This is a genomic window from Enterococcus sp. DIV1368d, from assembly GCF_050542975.1.
Lineage (GTDB): Bacteria > Bacillota > Bacilli > Lactobacillales > Enterococcaceae > Enterococcus_D > Enterococcus_D casseliflavus.
The window spans coordinates 1-17,522 of record NZ_CP172939.1; the positions used below are offsets into that span (position 1 = coordinate 1).

Genomic DNA, 17,522 nt, shown 5'->3' on the forward strand with positions numbered 1-17,522 from the left:
ATGCCATCTGCTGATTCTATTTGGCAAGATCTTCAACGTTCCTTTAAAGAAGAGCTGAATCCGGCCAGTTATAGTGCTTGGATCGAGACTGCCAATGTCTTGTCGTTTGAAAAAAATCAGCTGCTGATCGAAGTACCCAGCGATCTTCATAAATCTTATTGGGAAAAAAATCTAGCTGCCAAAATTGTTGAAATGGGATTTATGAAAACTGGTGAAGAATTGATTCCTAGTTTTGTGACTGTCGAAGAAGCAGAAGCTTTAAAAACAGCCCCTTCTACTATTCAAACAGCTGCAGAAGAAAACGAGCGGCCGCCGAAATCGATCTTAAATGAAAAATACACATTTGATACCTTTGTCATCGGGAAAGGCAATCAGATGGCCCACGCTGCTGCTTTAGTTGTTGCAGAAGATCCTGGGTCTATTTATAATCCGCTGTTCTTCTATGGTGGCGTTGGTTTAGGGAAAACTCACTTGATGCACGCGATCGGTCATCAAATGTTGCTGAAACGTCCCAATGCCAAAATCAAGTACGTTAGTAGTGAAAATTTCACCAATGATTTCATTACTTCTATTCAAAAGAACAAAATGGAAGATTTTCGAAACGAATACCGCAATGTTGATCTTTTGCTGGTGGATGATATTCAATTCTTAGTCAATAAAGAAGGAACCCAAGAAGAATTCTTTAATACCTTCGAAGAACTGTATCGCAATAATAAACAGATCGTCCTGACAAGTGATCGTTTGCCAAATGAGATCCCGACTTTGCCGGAACGTTTGGTTTCCCGTTTTGCTTGGGGCTTATCCGTTGATATCACCCCGCCGGATCTAGAGACGCGGACTGCGATTTTGCGGAAAAAAGCCGAAGCCGAACGCTTGGAGATCCCCGACGATACGTTAAGTTATATCGCTGGGCAGATCGATTCGAATATCCGAGAACTTGAAGGAGCACTCGTGCGGGTGCAAGCTTTTGCTACGATGCAAAACTCAGACATTACAACGAGCTTGGCAGCTGAAGCCATCAAAGCCTTGAAATCAAGCCATGGCTCGACCCAAGTTTCGATTTTGCAGATCCAAGAAGAAGTCGCAAAATACTATCACATTCATGTCAATGATCTAAAAGGGAAAAAACGGGTCAAAGGCATCGTTGTCCCACGACAGATCGCGATGTATCTCTCTCGAGAATTGACCGATAGTTCTTTACCAAAAATCGGCGGCGAATTTGGTGGCAAAGACCATACAACGGTCATTCATGCCCATGAAAAAATTCAGCATTTAGTCGAAACAGATCCCACGATCAAAAATGAGATCGCTGAAATCAAACAAATCCTCTTCAGCTGATCTGTGGATAAGAAAAGAAGAACCAAAAAAGTTGTCCACAAGTTATTCACAGGCATTTTCGTTAGTCTAATCACTCTTTTCTCGAGTTATCCACATTACTAACAAGCCTATTACTACTATTACTTTTATTTAATAACTATAAATTAAAGGAGTATCGCTATGAAGCTAACTTTAAACCGAACAGAGTTCATGCAAGAATTACAAACTGTCCAACGGGCGATTTCAACCAAAACCACCATCCCGATCTTAACTGGAGTAAAATTATCCCTTTCAGAAAAAGGATTGACCATGACTGGGAGCAACGCCGATATTTCCATTGAAACTTTTTTAAGTGTGGAAAACGAAAAAGCGCAAATGCAAATCGAAAAAACAGGAGCGATCGTTTTACAAGCACGTTTCTTCAGCGAAATTGTTCGTCGTTTGCCTGAAAGTACCTTAACGTTAGAAGTTTTAGACAATAATCAAGTAGCGATCACTTCTGGAAAAGCCAACTTTACCGTCAACGGCTTGGATGCCGATAGTTATCCACATTTACCAGTTGTCGAAAGTCAAGATTCGATCGAGATTCCAGCCCACGTATTGAATAAGGTCGTTAGTGAAACAGTCTTTGCGGTTTCGCAACACGAAAGCCGTCCGATCTTGACTGGGGTCCACTTTGTCTTAGAAAATCAAAAATTATTAGCTGTTGCGACGGACTCACACCGTTTGAGCCAACGGGTGATTCCATTGGAAAGCGGAGAAACAGCCTTCAACATCGTGATTCCTGGCAAAAGCTTAACGGAACTTTCTCGTTCCTTAACAGATGAAGAAGAAGCGATCCAAATCAGCATTATGGATAACCAAGTGTTGTTCCAAACGAAAACCATGAAATTCTATTCTCGTTTATTGGAAGGAACTTACCCAGATACCAACCGTCTGATTCCTTCAAGCTTCAATACTGAGATTGAATTTTCTGTGCCAGAATTGTTACAAGCCATCGAACGGGCGTCATTGCTTTCTCATGAAGGCCGTAACAACATCGTTCGTTTGGCGATCTCCGAAGAAGCCGTTGTCTTATATGGAAACTCACCAGAAATCGGGAAAGTCGAAGAAGATCTTTCTTTTGAAAAAGTGACCGGCGACCCATTAGAGATCTCTTTCAACCCTGACTATATGAAAGCAGCACTACGAGCATTTGGTGACACCAGCATCGTGATCCGCTTTATCTCAGCGATCCGTCCATTTACGTTGGAGCCGACAGAGAGCAAAGGCAGCTTTATCCAGCTGATCACACCGGTGCGAACCAACTAATTTTTCATGTCTTTTGAAAAAAGTTGAAACAATCATCTGAAAATGAATAAATGAGTTAAAAGGGCTTAAAATCGTTTTTAAGCCCTTTTTTCTATTTTGGCTTCTTTTTTGTCTAAAAGCAGTAAGTCTTCTGAGAATGAAAAATATGCCGATGAATTTGTTTTCTTGGCAAAAAAAGAGTATAATAGAGCTAAACGCTCTTTGATAGAATTGAGGGGAATTATGAAAATGCAAATACCGTTAGAAACGGAATATATGACACTTGGACAAATGCTCAAAGAAGTCAGTGTGATCAGCAGCGGCGGCCAAGCGAAATGGTACCTTGCAGAGCACACCGTTTTTGTCGACGGCGAGCCGGAAAATCGACGAGGGCGCAAATTGTATGCGGGAATGCGTGTTGAGCTACCTGATGAAGGTACTTTTTTTATGGTGAAGAAGGAAGACGCTGATGCGGCTGAATGAGTTGCATTTAAGCAATTATCGGAACTATGATTCGCTGACACTGACTTTTGAGAAAGGTCTGGTCATTTTTTTAGGCGAAAACGCGCAAGGAAAAACCAATATTTTAGAAAGCATCTATGTATTGGCGATGACCAAAAGCCACCGCACCTCCAGTGAGCAAGAGCTTATCCGCTGGGACACAGAAGGTGCGCGGATCTCTGGCAGTGTCAGTCGGGGAAGCTCAACTATCCCGTTAGAACTGTTTTTGTCAAAAAAAGGACGAAAAACGAAAGTAAACCACATTGAGCAAAAAAAGCTCAGTAGTTACATAGGGCAGTTGAATGTCATTTTATTTGCTCCAGAAGACCTCTCCCTTGTAAAAGGAAGTCCCCAAGTCCGCCGCAAATTTCTCGATATGGAAATTGGGCAGATCGATCCAATCTATCTCTATGATCTCGTTCAATACCAATCCGTTTTGAAACAGCGCAATCAATACTTAAAACAGCTGAATGAAAAAAAACAGACCGATGAGATCTATTTAGATGTTTTGACGGAACAGCTGGTGGCTTTCGGCAGTAAAATCATTTTAGCCAGACAACGGTTTGTTCAGCGCTTGGCGTATTGGGCAAATCAGCTGCACCAAAAGATCAGCCAAGGAAAAGAAACCTTGCAGATCGACTACTTATCAAATGTGCCCGGTGAGGCGACCTCGCTGGAGGAGATCCAACAGCAATTTGTCAAAGCCTTGGCACAAGTCAAAGACCGTGAACGATTTCGGCAGGTCACGTTGGCAGGTCCCCATCGAGACGATCTGGATTTTTTGATCAATGAGAAAAATGTTCAGACCTTTGGTTCGCAAGGACAGCAGCGAACGACCGCCTTAAGTGTTAAATTGGCAGAAATCGATTTGATGAAAGAAGAAACGGGGGAATATCCCGTCCTTTTATTAGATGACGTCATGAGTGAGCTGGATGATTCCCGACAACTGCATTTATTGGAGACCATTGAAGGAAAAGTTCAGACCTTTCTGACAACGACGACATTAGAACATGTGAAAGACAAAATGTCTGTGGAAGCAGAGATTTTTTATGTAGAGCAAGGACATATTAAAGGAGAATAGACTGAATGACAGAAGAAGAAAAAAGCTTAGTTGAACGTGCGAAAGCCTATGATGCCAGTCAGATCCAAGTGCTGGAAGGACTAGAAGCCGTCCGCAAACGACCTGGGATGTACATTGGTTCTACCAGTTCAGAAGGTTTGCACCACTTAGTATGGGAAATCGTCGATAACTCGATCGATGAAGCACTAGCAGGCTTTGCCTCAAGTATTCAAGTGATCATTGAACCAGATAATAGCATTACGGTCGTCGATGACGGTCGGGGGATCCCCGTTGATATCCAAGCCAAGACAGGCCGTCCAGCGGTAGAAACCGTCTTTACGATCCTGCATGCCGGCGGGAAATTCGGCGGTGGCGGCTACAAAGTATCTGGTGGACTGCACGGGGTAGGTTCCTCCGTCGTTAATGCGCTATCCACGACTTTAGACGTAAAAGTCTATAAAGAAGGCAAAGTGTATTATCAAGAATACCATCGTGGGGCAGTCGTTGATGACTTGAAAGTGATCGATGAAACCGATCGCCACGGAACGACCGTCCACTTTGTTCCAGATCCAGAGATCTTTACGGAAACAACCGTATTCAATTTTGATAAATTAGCGACGCGGGTTCGGGAATTAGCCTTCTTGAACCGTGGCTTAAAAATCTCGATCGAAGACAAACGGGAAGAAAAACCCGTCTTGAAAGAATATCATTACGACGGCGGGATCAAGAGCTATGTGGAGCATTTGAATGCGAGTAAAACAGTGATTTTCCCAGATCCGATCTACTTAGAAGGAGAACAACAAGGAATCACGGTTGAAGTCTCCATGCAATATACCGATAGCTACCACAGCAACCTGTTGAGTTTTGCCAACAACATCCATACCTATGAAGGCGGAACCCATGAATTCGGGTTTAAGACTGCCTTGACACGGGTGATCAACGATTACGCCCGCAAGTCAAAATTGATGAAAGAAAACGACGAAAACCTGACCGGAGAAGATGTTCGGGAAGGATTGACGGCAGTTATCTCTATCAAGCATCCAGATCCTCAGTTTGAGGGACAAACGAAAACCAAATTAGGAAATTCGGAAGTGCGGACAGTCACTGATCGTCTCTTTTCCGAACATTTCACGAAATTCTTGATGGAAAACCCGAATGTGGGTCGTCAAGTCGTGGAAAAAGGACTTTTGGCATCAAAAGCCCGTCAAGCAGCCAAACGTGCCCGAGAAATGACTCGCCGAAAAGGTGCGTTAGAAATCAGTAACTTACCTGGGAAATTAGCCGACTGTTCCAGTAATGATCCAGAAAAATGCGAATTGTTTATCGTCGAAGGAGATTCTGCCGGCGGTTCAGCAAAACAAGGCCGCAGTCGCGAATTCCAAGCGATCTTACCGATCCGTGGGAAGATTTTAAATGTCGAAAAAGCCAGCATGGACAAAATCTTAGCAAACGAAGAGATCCGTTCATTGTTTACGGCAATGGGAACTGGGTTTGGTGCTGATTTTGATGTAGCAAAAGCCCGTTACCACAAGCTAGTCATCATGACCGATGCCGATGTCGATGGTGCCCATATCCGGACCCTGCTTTTGACGCTGTTCTATCGTTATATGCGTCCAATCGTTGAAGCTGGTTATGTCTATATCGCACAACCGCCATTGTACGGTGTCAAACAAGGGAAAAATATCCACTATATCCAACCCGGCAAGAATGCCGAACAAGATTTGAAAAATACGATTGAATCACTGCCTGCGACACCAAAACCAACGGTTCAACGCTACAAAGGTCTAGGGGAAATGGATGACCACCAGTTATGGGAAACCACGATGGACCCTGAAAACCGGATGATGCTGCGGGTCAGCGTAGATGATGCCATAGAAGCCGATCAAATTTTTGAAATGCTGATGGGGGATCGCGTCGAACCAAGACGGGCCTTTATCGAAGAAAACGCGCACTACGTGAAAAATCTTGACATCTAGCCAATCGTAGAGGAGGAAACAGCTTGAGTGAAGAAGCAAAACAAAATATTCATGACGTCAATCTGACCAGTGAAATGCGCGAGTCCTTTATCGATTATGCAATGAGTGTAATTGTTGCTAGGGCTTTACCAGATGTGCGGGATGGCTTAAAGCCGGTTCACCGCCGAATTTTATATGGAATGAATGAATTAGGGGTCACACCAGACAAGCCCCATAAAAAATCAGCCCGGATCGTCGGCGATGTCATGGGGAAATACCATCCCCATGGTGACAGTGCGATCTATGAATCAATGGTGCGGATGGCACAGCCCTTCAGCTATCGCTACATGTTAGTCGATGGCCACGGAAACTTTGGCTCAGTCGATGGTGACGGTGCCGCTGCGATGCGGTATACCGAAGCCCGCATGAGCAAACTGGCGATGGAGATGCTGCGGGACATCAACAAAGATACTGTTGATTTCCAAAGCAATTATGATGATACAGAACGAGAACCAGCGGTATTACCAGCACGCTTCCCGAACCTTTTGGTCAACGGGACGACGGGGATCGCTGTTGGGATGGCGACCAATATCCCACCTCATAACTTGAATGAAGTTATTGCAGCCATCGATCTATTGATGGAAAATCCAGAAGTCACGACAAGTGAATTGATGGAAGTCCTGCCGGGACCAGATTTCCCAACCGGCGGGATCGTCATGGGAAAATCCGGTATTCGCCGTGCCTATGAAACAGGGAAAGGGTCGATCACTGTTCGCGGAAAAGTCGAAGTGACTGAAATGCCCAACGGTAAAGAACGGATCTTAGTGACTGAATTGCCGTATATGGTCAATAAAGCGAAGTTGATCGAGCGGATCTCTGAGCTGCACCGTGACAAACGGATCGAAGGAATCACCGATCTGCGGGATGAATCGTCTCGTGAAGGCATGCGGATCGTGATCGACGTTCGTCGCGACGTCAGTGCGTCGGTGATCTTAAACAATCTCTACAAAATGACTGCACTGCAATCTTCTTTTGGCTTTAATATGTTAGCCATTGAAAAAGGCGTGCCGAAGATTTTGAGTTTGAAACGAATTTTAGAAAATTACATCGAGCATCAACAAGAAGTGGTAACTCGTCGGACACAGTTTGATAAAAACAAAGCAGAAGCCCGTGCCCACATCTTAGAAGGGTTACGGATCGCATTGGATCATATCGATGAGATCATTGCTTTGATCCGGGCATCAAATTCTGATGATGAAGCAAAAAATAGCATGATGGAGCGCTTCAAATTGTCCGATCGCCAAGCGCAAGCAATTTTAGATATGCGTTTGCGTCGCTTGACTGGTTTGGAACGCGACAAGATCGAAAACGAGTACCAAGGTTTGTTAGAATTTATCGCTGATTTGACAGACATTTTAGCAAATCCACAACGAGTCCTAGAGATCATCCAAACGGAGTTGCAAGAATTAGGCCAACGCTTTGGCGATGATCGCCGGACTGAATTATTGGTTGGGGAAGTCTTAAGTCTTGAAGATGAAGACTTGATCGAAGAAGAAGAAATCGTCATTACTTTGACGAACAATGGATACATCAAACGAGTAGCTAAGTCTGAATTCCGTGCACAACGTCGCGGCGGACGTGGCGTTCAAGGAATGGGGATCCACGATGAAGACTTCGTGAAGACGTTGATTTCTTGTTCGACTCACGACACATTACTGTTCTTCACCAATAAAGGGAAAGTTTACAAAGCCAAAGGCTATGAAATTCCTGAGTATGGTCGGGCAGCCAAAGGTATCCCTGTGATCAATCTCCTAGGGATCGATTCTAGCGAACGGATCGAAGCGATCATTTCGGCTTCAGGTGGGCCTCAAGAAGGACGCTACTTGTTCTTCACGACGCGTCTAGGTGTGGTCAAACGGACCTCAGTGACGGCCTTTTCAAATATCCGTGCCAATGGTCTGATTGCGATCGGTCTTCGGGAAAATGATGAGTTGGTTAACGTGATCGAAACCCATGGCGAAGATGTCGTGATCATCGGCACCCACGATGGCTACTCTGTGACTTTCAAAGAAGCCCTTGTTCGGGATATGGGCCGAACAGCTGCTGGTGTGCGAGGCATTCGTCTAAGAGATGGAGACTACGTCGTAGGTGCCGCTGTGATCACAGAAGACAGTGAAGTCTTGGTCATCACTGAGAACGGCTATGGCAAACGCACCAAAGGCTCTGAATACCCAATCAAAGGTCGTGGCGGAAAAGGGATCAAAACAGCCAACATTACGGCGAAAAACGGTCCATTAGCCGGCTTGACGACGGTCAGCGGTGAGGAAGACATCATGGTGATCACCAATAAAGGCGTCTTGATTCGTTTCAATGTAGCGACTGTTTCCCAAACTGGTCGGGCAACCTTAGGGGTTCGTTTGATGAAGATGGAAAACAATGCCAAAGTAGTGACGATGGCAACGGTTGAACCGGAAGTCGAAGAAGAACTAACGACTGCCGAAGAAACAGCGGTACAAGACGTGCCAGTTGTGGAAGAAACAACGGAAGACACCACGGATACACAAGAATAAGCAATACATTTTCTAGGAAGACAGCAACCTGCGAACCTGCAGCTTGCTGTCTTTTTACTCTTTTTCAAAAAATCGGCAGCAGCTGACGTATTTATCAGTGTAAGCGATTGTTTGCAGTGATGGGTAGATGCAGGGACGCAAAAAAATAGCTTGCAGTAGGGACGAAAAAAGTGTATAATAATTATTTGTGAGTAGTCTAATTAGACCACTCTCTCTGCTCCTAGAAAACTAGGGGCCAAAGTCCACAGGGAGGTGAAAAATCAATGGAAAACACGAAATATGAGATCTTATATATCATTCGTCCAAACATTGATGAAGAAGCAAAAGCCGCATTGATCGCTCGTTTTGACTCAATCTTAACTGATAACGGCGCTGAAGTTATCGAATCAAAAGATTGGCAAAAACGCCGTCTAGCGTATGAAATGGATGGATTCCGTGAGGGTATCTATCACATCGTTAAAGTTTCTTCTTCAACAACTGCAAGTGCAATCAACGAGTTTGACCGTCTTGCGAAAATCAATGATGACATTATCCGTCACATGATTGTCAAAGAAGAAGCATAATATTGTTTCACATGAAACAAAAGCGATGAGGAGATGATGAACTTTGATTAATAATGTTGTACTAGTAGGAAGACTAACCAAAGATCCTGATTTACGTTACACTTCTAATGGCACTGGTGTCGCAACCTTTACCTTGGCGGTAAACCGCAATTTTACCAACCAAAGTGGAGAGCGCGAAGCTGATTTCATCAACTGTGTTATTTGGAGAAAACCAGCGGAAACATTAGCAAACTATGCACGCAAAGGAACTTTATTAGGGGTTACTGGACGTATTCAAACCCGTTCATACGACAACCAACAAGGCCAACGTGTTTATGTAACAGAAGTCGTTGCTGACAACTTCCAATTATTAGAGTCGCGGAATGCTTCCGAGCAAAGACGCACAACTGATAGCGGATCTGGCAGTAACAATACGTATAACTCAAACAGTTCTTCTGGATTTGGTAACAATAACTCAAATCAAACTCAATCCTCTCAACCATCAGGAATGCCTAATTTTGATCGAGACAACTCCGATCCATTCGGAAACTCATCAATCGACATTTCAGACGATGATTTACCATTCTAAGAAATTGATAGGAGGGAAATAGGATGGCACAACAAAGAAGAGGCGGACGCAAACGTCGTAAAGTAGACTACATTGCTGCAAACCATATTGAACATATCGATTATAAAGATATTGAATTACTAAAACGTTTCATTTCAGAACGCGGTAAAATCTTACCACGTCGTGTAACTGGTACTGGTGCGAAAAACCAACGCAAACTTACCATTGCAATCAAACGTGCGCGTATCATGGGATTACTTCCATTCGTAGGCGAAGAATAAATCGAATGATTTTCATTGACAAGTTTCTTTTGAAGCTTGTCAATTTTTTTACATTAAAATCGGAACGTAGCGAAGGCAAGATTGTTTGAGGAATCATCTGTATAAGGTGTTCTTTTGTTTCATTTTTACTGCGCCTCTATCGAATTTTCTGCAATCTTAATACATTCTCATAAAGCTACTTGCTATAATCTTTATAGACAGTTCTTCTTTGCGTGCAATACACAACAATAGCAGCGGTACCTATTGCAATCAAGCAATTGGTTATAGATCCTAGAATGGATGAAAGATAAAGAGTAGCTAACAGCTTTTGTATGATCCATGATACTCTTATCATTGAAAATACCCCCATTGATTAATTATCAGTTTTAATGTACATTCTTTATGAAGATAATAACTGAATTTCATGAAATAGAAAATAATCGGCAGAAAAAACAGCTAATTTGCAGAGAATAAAGGATAATTAAAATAAATTTTCTAAAAAAACACAATATATGGTATGTTATCATGGTTTATCGTAGGATATATAGTAGTTGATAATCTGCAGAAAATAGTGGTTAATCTGCAGATAATCTGCAGATTAACAGAAAAGGAATGAAGGTATGGTGCAATTTACTTTAAAACCTGAAGGCGCTCAAATCGAGTATAAAAAATCAATGAAACAATTACCTAAAGATTTTTGGGAAACGTATTCGGCTTTCGCAAACACAGAAGGTGGTATGGTTGTTTTAGGGATTTCAGAAACAGAACCGGGTGTATTTTCTATAACGGGTGTTCAAAATGTAGAAAAAGTGAAAAAAGAACTATTTAATTCTCTACAAGATGATAGGAAAGTAAGCTATAACCTAATTTCTGAGAGACAAGTTAATGTAAGGTATTTTGATGAGAAAGCTGTCATTGAAATACTTGTTCCAGCAGCGCCTGCTTCGAAAAAACCAATCCATATCAATAGGGATCTAAGACAAACTTACAAAAGAAAAAATGACGGTGACTACAAAGCTACACCTGAAGAATTAAAGTATATGCTCAGAAATTCAGAAAGAGATCTAGATTCTGATACCCTACCGAGGTATGATATAAATGATTTAAATAAAGCCTCTATAGAAAATTATCGAAGATTATTGATTGGTAACAATGAGGATTCCCAATACATTGATATGGGGATACAAGAGCTCTTAATCGATATAGGTGCGATGAAAAGAAATAGAGAGAATCTAGAAAAGATTGACTATCAACTGACTGTCGGTGGGCTCTTATTCTTTGGAAAATATAGTTCTATTGTAGACTATATACCGCATTTTCACTTAGATTACTTTAATCGAACTGGATCGAGTGATCGGTGGAGCGACAGAGTAGCAACTGGTGATCCAAATTATCCGGATCTGAATGTATTTTCTTTTTTTCAAATCGTTTTAGAAAAATTACGAATGACCATTCAAGACAAGTTTGATTTAACGAACGATTATACTCGAAATTCCTCAACTAATGACATAGGTATCGCATTGAGGGAAGCTTTGGCAAATGCACTTATACATGCAGATTACTTTTGTAAGAAATCAATTCGAATAGAGGCATATAGAGGCTTTTATATTTTTGAAAATCCTGGTGAAATGAAAATTTCGATAGAAGAATTTATTCGAGGTGGAGATTCTCAGCCTCGGAATAATACGATCACAACTTTGTTTAGAAGAGTTGGCCTATGTGAACGTGCGGGCACGGGAGGTCCTAAAATTGTCCAATCCGCGGCTAAAAACAAATTAAAGATGCCAGATATCCTATCCGAAAACGAAAAAACATGTTTAAAAATATGGAAAATAGACCTTGCTGAAGCTCATCCAGAATTAACTGTAGAGGAAAAAAGTGTATATAAGTGTATAATGCAAGCTGGGTATAGTATTTCTAGTATGGAAATACAAAAAAAGACAGGTTTAAGTAGATATTATGTAACCGAGGGAATTAAAGTATTGATTGAGAAAAATTTGATTTCGCAAGAAGGAAAAGGAAGATCAACAAAATATGCACTTGTAGAAGGAACATCTGAGAAATTAGCTCAGCTTCAACACATTATGAAAAGTTTAGAAAATTATTACATTAACTAAATGAAAGTAATTGAAGCGATTTGTTTGTGAGTATAGTAAATATGAAATTAGGTTTTGCGAGACGAATAAATCAAATGATTTTCATTGACAAGTTTCTTTTGAAGCTTGTCAATTTTTTTATCCATCGAAGATAAACTTGTTATTTTATATATAGATAGAATAACGAATGATAGAAATTTTTTCCTAGTTGGTTCACCAAAAAAGTTTCACGTGGAACTTTTTTGCATCAATCGCCTATTTGATTGTTTTGTGGTAAAATAAGGAACAAAGCTTCAAAAAAATGGGATGATACATTGAGGGGTAAAAAAGATGGCAGCAATTGGGTTGATTTCAATTGATAATTACGATGATTTGATTGAGAAAAAAGACGACAAACAAGTTTCTTATTTGAACTCGCTGATCACGACATTGATTTCTGATTGGGCAAGTGAGAATCATGTTTTTTACAAACGAATCAATTCCGAGCGGTTTCTTTTCGTCGCGAAGTATTCAGATATTGAGCGGATGAAGGAAGAAAAATTCCAATTTTTGACTAGAGTACGGCAAGTTGCGGAAAAAAATGATCTGCCATTAACGATCAGTATGGGGATCTCCTATGGGGAAGAGTCTTTTGAAGAGATCGGGGAAGTGGCACAAAACAATCTCGACATTGCGTTAGTTCGCGGCGGTGATCAAGTCGTTTTAAAAGAAGCCAAAGAAGAAGCAAAACCGCAATTCTTTGGTGGCAATACAGACGGCACACCCAAGAGAACGCGTGTTCGTTCTCGTGCCATGAGTACGGCGTTGAGAAAGATTTTTGCTGAAAACCAGCGGATCTTTATCATGGGTCATCGTTACCCAGACATGGATGCCTTAGGTTCGGCTTTTGGGGTGGCTTACATGGCGATGATGAGCGATAAAGAATGCTACATCATTTTAAATCCAAAAGAGATCACCGCAGACATTCAACGGGCATTGGAAGAATTGAAAAAATACCCCGAGCTGGAACGATTTGTGATCACTGGGGAAGAAGCAGTTAATTTATCAAATGAAGAAAGTGTGCTAGTGATGGTAGATTACCATAAGCCGTCGATGTCGATCTCGCAAGCGGTCTATGATGAATTTGACAAAATCGCAGTGATCGATCACCATCGTCGCGGGGATGAGTTTCCCGATAAGCCACTATTGACGTATATTGAATCTTCCGCGTCTTCGGCATCGGAACTGGTAGCAGAATTAATCCAGTATCGTGCTTCTCGCAGATCGCAAGTCCCGAAATTTATTACGACTTCTTTATTAGCGGGCATCTACGTGGATACGAAGAACTTCACGGTGCGAACCACTGGTCGGACCTTTGATATTGCTGGTTATTTGAAAAACCAAGGCGCAGATACGTCATTGGTTCAATACATGTTGAGTACGGATCTCGATTCCTATTTGATGATCAGTGAACTGGTTTCTCGCAGCCAGCATTTCCGAGAAGATATCGTGATTGCTGCAGCGGATGAAGATCGGGTGTACGATAGTGTCACCGTTGCGAAAGCGGCCGATACTCTGCTATCGATCAACGGGATCCATGCCGCATTTGTCATTACGAAACAACCAGGAGATTTGATCGGTATCAGTGCTAGAAGCACTGGTAAAGTCAATGTACAAACCTTGATGGAGGCATTAGGCGGCGGCGGACATTTTACCAACGCAGCCACGCAAATAAAGAACAGCAGCATTGGTGATGTAGAAAACCAGCTGCGAGCGGAATTAACGAAAAATGAACAATAACAAGGAGTGACCAAGATGAAAGTTATTTTCTTACAAGATGTCAAAGGCAAAGGCAAAAAAGGCGATATCAAGGAAGTCCCTAATGGCTACGCACAAAACTTTCTGATCAAAAACAACTTAGCCAAACCTGCCAACAATGAAAGCATGGCAGAATTAAAAGGCAAACAAAAAGCCAAAGAAAAACAAGACGCAGAAGTCTTAGCAGAAGCGAAAGAGTTAAAAGCACTTCTTGAAAAGGAAGAAACCGTTGTGAAGATCAATGCCAAAGCAGGGGAAGATGGCCGCTTGTTCGGTTCGATCCCATCAAAACAAATTGCCGATGCCTTGAACAAGCAATACAAAATCAAGATCGACAAACGCAAAATCGAATTGGATCAGCCGATCCGTGCATTAGGCTTTACGCAAGTACCTGTAAAATTGCACCCACAAGTAACAGCAACGATCAATGTTCATACCATCCAAGAATAAGCATTACTCCCAACAGTCACATGTTGGGGTTTTTTTCGGCAAACGTCCAAGCAATCTTGTACTTTGGATGGGAATCTTGTAGAATGAATGGACGAAGGAGCGAATGGCATGAATGAAGTTTGGCAAAATCAAGTTCCCCCACAAGATATTGAAGCGGAACAAGCGGTCCTAGGGGCAGTCTTTTTAGATGCCGATGCGATCATCGATGCAATGGAAGTAATCGCCCCAGAAGATTTTTATCGCCGCAGCCATCAAATAATTTTTCAAGCAATGATCCAGTTGAACGACCGTAGTGAATCGATCGACTTGATTACGTTGAAAGCAGAAATTGAAAAAAGCAACAGTCTTGAAGATGTTGGCGGCCTGACGTATCTGACTGAATTGAGTCAAGCTTCACCATCAGCAGCAAGTATTGCTTATTATGCGAAGATCGTTGACGACAAAGCCACGTTACGCAATCTGATCCAAACAGCGAGCCGCATCGTAACCAAAGGCTTTGAACAAGATGAAGATGTGCAGTCGATCATTGATCAAGCAGAAAAAAGTATTTTAGAAGTATCCGAAAAGCGCAATAGCAATGGCTTCCAATCGATAGCGGAAGTCTTGAATCGGACGATCGAAACGATCGATCAGTTGGCGCAAAACAATGAAGAAATCACCGGATTACCTACGGGTTATGCGGCTTTAGACAAAATGACGGCGGGGCTGCAAAAAGAAGAGCTGATTATTCTCGCTGCCCGCCCCGCGGTAGGGAAAACCGCGTTTGCCTTGAATATCGCGCAAAATGTCGGAACGAAAACCGATCGTTCCGTAGCGATCTTTAGTCTGGAAATGGGGGCTGAATCATTGGTCAATCGGATGCTGTGTGCGGAAGGCTCGATTGAGGCCAGTCACTTGCGGACGGGGCAGCTCTCAGAAGAAGAGTGGCGGAATTTGATCGTTGCCATGGGCAGTCTTTCTAACGCCAATATCTATATCGATGATACCCCTGGGATCAAGATCTCTGAGATTCGGGCACGTTGTCGGAAACTGGCGCAAGAAAAAGGTAATCTCGGCTTGATTTTGATCGACTACTTGCAGCTGATTGAAGGAACGGGTCGCGAAAACCGCCAACAAGAAGTCTCTGAGATCTCTCGCCAATTAAAGAAACTGGCGAAGGAATTAAAAGTGCCAGTGATCGCACTGTCTCAGCTTTCTCGGGGTGTGGAACAACGACAAGACAAGCGTCCTGTTTTAAGTGATATTCGGGAATCAGGATCGATTGAGCAGGATGCCGATATCGTTGCTTTCTTGTACCGAGATGACTACTACCGCAGCGAAGGCGACGATGACGATGAACCAGAAGAACAACAAAACAACAATGTGATCGAAGTCATTATCGAGAAAAACCGGAGTGGTGCCCGGGGGACCGTCGAACTTCTATTTATCAAAGAATACAATAAGTTCTCCTCGGTCTCGCCGCGAGAAGAGTTCGGGTAAGACACCAACGATGTGAGAAACCAAGGCTCCTGCTGCCGTCTGCATTGCGCTGATGGCAGCAGGGCTTTTTTTATGTGCTGACTTTATTCGTTTTTACGTGTATAAATAATTATTGAGAAGAAAATAGTTCGTTTTTTACCCCTGAAAAATGAGAATTTAAAACGATTATTCGATTTTAGATTGAAAGAGCTTGCGAATCTTGTTACAATACTTAAGGAATGCACTAATTAAAGAAAGAGGTCATTATATGTCATCTGTAGTAGTAGTAGGTACACAATGGGGCGATGAAGGTAAAGGAAAGATTACGGACTTTTTGAGTGAAAACGCGGAAGTCATTGCACGTTATCAAGGTGGAGACAATGCCGGCCATACGATTAAATTTGACGGTGTGACCTATAAACTGCATTTGATTCCTTCTGGGATCTTTTATGCAGATAAAATCAGTGTCATTGGAAACGGGGTCGTTGTGAACCCGAAATCATTAGTTAAAGAATTAGCATACTTGAAAGAAAACAATATAATAACAGAAAACTTAAAGATCTCTGATCGTGCTCATGTTATTTTACCTTACCATATCCATTTGGATCAGCTGCAAGAAGATGCCAAAGGTGACAACAAGATCGGTACCACGATCAAAGGGATTGGACCAGCCTATATGGATAAAGCTGCCAGAGTCGGCATTCGGATCGCTGATCTTTTAGACAAAGAAATTTTTGAAGAACGTCTGCGTATCAACTTAGAAGAAAAAAATCGTCAATTCGTGAAAATGTTTGACGCAGAGCCAATCGCTTTTGAAGACATTTTTGAAGAGTATTACGAATATGGCCAACAAATCAAAAAATATGTGACGGATACTTCGGTGATCCTTAACGATGCCTTAGATGAAGGCAAACGGGTTTTATTTGAAGGGGCACAAGGCGTGATGCTGGATATCGACCAAGGAACCTATCCTTTCGTGACATCATCCAACCCCGTTGCTGGGGGAGTCACTATTGGTAGTGGTGTGGGTCCTTCAAAAATCAACAAAGTCGTTGGTGTCTGCAAAGCTTACACCTCTCGGGTAGGAGATGGTCCTTTCCCAACGGAACTGTTTGATGAAACAGGTGAACAAATTCGTAAGATCGGTCGTGAATACGGAACAACGACAGGACGTCCTCGCCGTGTGGGCTGGTTTGATACCGTCGTGATGCGCCATTCAAAACGTGTTTCAGGGATCACGAACCTATCCCTTAACTCGATCGATGTCTTGAGCGGCTTAGAAACCGTGAAGATCTGTACGGCTTATGAACTAGACGGCGAATTGATCTATCATTACCCAGCAAGCTTGAAAGAGTTGAACCGCTGCAAACCAGTCTACGAAGAACTTCCTGGCTGGTCTGAAGACATTACTGGCTGCAAAACATTAGCAGATCTGCCAGAAAATGCACGCAATTACGTTCACCGCATCTCTGAATTAGTCGGTGTCCGCATTTCGACCTTCTCGGTAGGACCAGACCGCAGCCAAACCAACATTTTAGAAAGTGTTTGGGCGCAAATCTAATCTGACGCAAAAGCTTCAGAACAAGACGAAGAACTCCTGTGTCAAAAGCAGTCAACGATAAGTTTGGCTGCTTTTGATGAGAATTTCTTCTGTCTTG

14 protein-coding genes are annotated in these 17,522 nt (G+C 42.5%); all 14 read left to right on the top strand.

The window, feature by feature from the left end:
- Positions 1-1,338 (top strand): chromosomal replication initiator protein DnaA, encoded by a 1,338-nt coding sequence (dnaA, locus tag IGJ44_RS00005; RefSeq protein WP_015508676.1) that lies wholly within the window; start codon positions 1-3, stop codon positions 1,336-1,338.
- A 159-nt stretch (positions 1,339-1,497) separates the two neighbouring features.
- A complete protein-coding gene (gene dnaN / locus IGJ44_RS00010; RefSeq protein WP_005226354.1) occupies positions 1,498-2,628 on the top strand; it encodes a DNA polymerase III subunit beta in 1,131 nt (376 codons plus the stop codon).
- 222 nt (positions 2,629-2,850) lie between these two features.
- Positions 2,851-3,090, top strand: coding sequence for a S4 domain-containing protein YaaA (yaaA, locus tag IGJ44_RS00015; RefSeq protein ID WP_008376781.1), 240 nt, complete (start codon positions 2,851-2,853; stop codon positions 3,088-3,090).
- Positions 3,077-4,189 (top strand): DNA replication/repair protein RecF, encoded by a 1,113-nt coding sequence (gene recF / locus IGJ44_RS00020; protein ID WP_151196094.1) that lies wholly within the window; start codon positions 3,077-3,079, stop codon positions 4,187-4,189. Before yaaA ends, recF begins: the two co-directional genes overlap by 14 nt.
- Before the next feature lie 5 nt (positions 4,190-4,194).
- Positions 4,195-6,144 (top strand): DNA topoisomerase (ATP-hydrolyzing) subunit B, encoded by a 1,950-nt coding sequence (gyrB, locus tag IGJ44_RS00025; RefSeq protein ID WP_005226359.1) that lies wholly within the window; start codon positions 4,195-4,197, stop codon positions 6,142-6,144.
- Positions 6,145-6,167: 23 nt separating this feature from the next.
- On the top strand, positions 6,168-8,693 hold the full coding sequence (gene gyrA / locus IGJ44_RS00030; protein WP_005232921.1) for a DNA gyrase subunit A: 2,526 nt from the start codon (positions 6,168-6,170) through the stop codon (positions 8,691-8,693).
- A gap of 263 nt (positions 8,694-8,956) precedes the next feature.
- Positions 8,957-9,256, top strand: coding sequence for a 30S ribosomal protein S6 (gene rpsF, locus IGJ44_RS00035; RefSeq protein WP_005226363.1), 300 nt, complete (start codon positions 8,957-8,959; stop codon positions 9,254-9,256).
- Positions 9,257-9,299: 43 nt separating this feature from the next.
- Entirely contained in the window at positions 9,300-9,824 is a 525-nt protein-coding gene (ssb, locus tag IGJ44_RS00040; RefSeq protein ID WP_005226365.1) for a single-stranded DNA-binding protein, read from the top strand.
- A gap of 23 nt (positions 9,825-9,847) precedes the next feature.
- On the top strand, positions 9,848-10,084 hold the full coding sequence (gene rpsR, locus IGJ44_RS00045; RefSeq protein ID WP_005226367.1) for a 30S ribosomal protein S18: 237 nt from the start codon (positions 9,848-9,850) through the stop codon (positions 10,082-10,084).
- A 599-nt stretch (positions 10,085-10,683) separates the two neighbouring features.
- Positions 10,684-12,180, top strand: coding sequence for an RNA-binding domain-containing protein (locus tag IGJ44_RS00050; protein WP_167826582.1), 1,497 nt, complete (start codon positions 10,684-10,686; stop codon positions 12,178-12,180).
- A gap of 309 nt (positions 12,181-12,489) precedes the next feature.
- The gene (locus IGJ44_RS00055; protein ID WP_015508681.1) at positions 12,490-13,938 is read left to right on the top strand and encodes a DHH family phosphoesterase; all 1,449 of its coding nucleotides are present in this window, start codon (positions 12,490-12,492) and stop codon (positions 13,936-13,938) included.
- Positions 13,939-13,953: 15 nt separating this feature from the next.
- Complete coding sequence (rplI, locus tag IGJ44_RS00060; RefSeq protein WP_005226371.1) at positions 13,954-14,406, top strand: 50S ribosomal protein L9; 453 nt, start codon at positions 13,954-13,956, stop codon at positions 14,404-14,406.
- Positions 14,407-14,514: 108 nt separating this feature from the next.
- Positions 14,515-15,885, top strand: coding sequence for a replicative DNA helicase (gene dnaB / locus IGJ44_RS00065; RefSeq protein ID WP_005226374.1), 1,371 nt, complete (start codon positions 14,515-14,517; stop codon positions 15,883-15,885).
- Between the two features lie 247 nt (positions 15,886-16,132).
- On the top strand, positions 16,133-17,425 hold the full coding sequence (locus IGJ44_RS00070; RefSeq protein WP_005232916.1) for an adenylosuccinate synthase: 1,293 nt from the start codon (positions 16,133-16,135) through the stop codon (positions 17,423-17,425).
- Positions 17,426-17,522 lie beyond the last annotated feature (97 nt).